Raw genomic sequence first — 429 nt, 5'->3', positions numbered from 1 at the left:
AATAACTGAAGTAGAATATAGAGAAATAACAGGTGAGGACTATATAGGATAGTTCTTTTTTATGTTCAAAATGGAGAGTTACTTTTGTAGCTCTCTAAATAAAAAAGAAGGTGAGAAATTGTTAAATGAAGATGTGGTAAAAAAATTAAAAAATGTACCTATCAACACTAGTAATGAGATTGAAAAAGTTAATACAAACATAGAAACTGCTAAGACAGATTTAAATGGAAAAATAGGAGATACAACACTACTTGAAACAACAGACAAAACTAGTATTGTTGGCGCAATCAATGAGGTAAAGGCTAGTGTAGATAGCATAGAAACAACAGCAGAGAAAACAAGTATAAAAGATACAGATAATCTATTTACTAGTAATAATGTAGAAGATGCTTTAAAAGAGGTTTTTCAAAGTGGAGTTAATGCTAAGAA

General features: G+C 29.1%; 1 protein-coding gene. It reads left to right on the top strand.

From position 1 onward, the window contains the following. Positions 1 to 118: 118 nt before the first annotated feature. On the top strand, positions 119 to 429 hold a 311-nt coding region (locus IC219_RS21410), incomplete at its 3' end, for a hypothetical protein (protein ID WP_227861679.1).

The organism is Clostridioides sp. ES-W-0018-02, assembly GCF_020658175.1.
Lineage (GTDB): Bacteria > Bacillota > Clostridia > Peptostreptococcales > Peptostreptococcaceae > Clostridioides.
The sequence above is the reverse complement of the archived record's forward strand: the minus strand, read 5'-3'. Positions and strand labels throughout refer to the sequence as shown.